Raw genomic sequence first — 776 nt, 5'->3', positions numbered from 1 at the left:
AGTGGTTGTGGAGTCGTCGTTGAAATACCACTCTGGTCGTGCTGGATGTCTAACCTGGGTCCGTGATCCGGATCAGGGACAGTGTCTGATGGGTAGTTTAACTGGGGCGGTTGCCTCCTAAAGAGTAACGGAGGCGCCCAAAGGTTCCCTCAGCCTGGTTGGCAATCAGGTGTTGAGTGTAAGTGCACAAGGGAGCTTGACTGTGAGACCGACGGGTCGAGCAGGGACGAAAGTCGGGACTAGTGATCCGGCGGTGGCTTGTGGAAGCGCCGTCGCTCAACGGATAAAAGGTACCCCGGGGATAACAGGCTGATCTTCCCCAAGAGTCCATATCGACGGGATGGTTTGGCACCTCGATGTCGGCTCGTCGCATCCTGGGGCTGGAGTCGGTCCCAAGGGTTGGGCTGTTCGCCCATTAAAGCGGTACGCGAGCTGGGTTTAGAACGTCGTGAGACAGTTCGGTCCCTATCCGCTGCGCGCGCAGGAATATTGAGAAGGGCTGTCCCTAGTACGAGAGGACCGGGACGGACGAACCTCTGGTGTGCCAGTTGTTCTGCCAAGGGCATGGCTGGTTGGCTACGTTCGGGAGGGATAACCGCTGAAAGCATCTAAGCGGGAAGCCTGCTTCGAGATGAGTATTCCCACCCCCTTGAGGGGTTAAGGCTCCCAGTAGACGACTGGGTTGATAGGCCGGATGTGGAAGCCCAGTAATGGGTGAAGCTGACTGGTACTAATAGGCCGAGGGCTTGTCCTCAGTTGCTCGCGTCCACTGTGTT

The 776-nt window shown here is 57.3% G+C and carries 1 other annotated feature (running past one end of the window).

The annotated features are described in order from the left end of the window. Window positions 1-754, top strand: a sequence feature (mutual gap in cmsearch alignment for this rRNA model is longer than 100) (it extends 3,108 nt beyond the left edge of the window). Window positions 755-776 lie beyond the last annotated feature (22 nt).

Source organism: Streptomyces maremycinicus, assembly GCF_001184025.1.
Taxonomy (GTDB): Bacteria; Actinomycetota; Actinomycetes; order Streptomycetales; family Streptomycetaceae; genus Streptomyces; species Streptomyces maremycinicus.
Note: the sequence above shows the minus strand (reverse complement) of the source record. Positions and strands in the feature narration are given on the sequence as shown.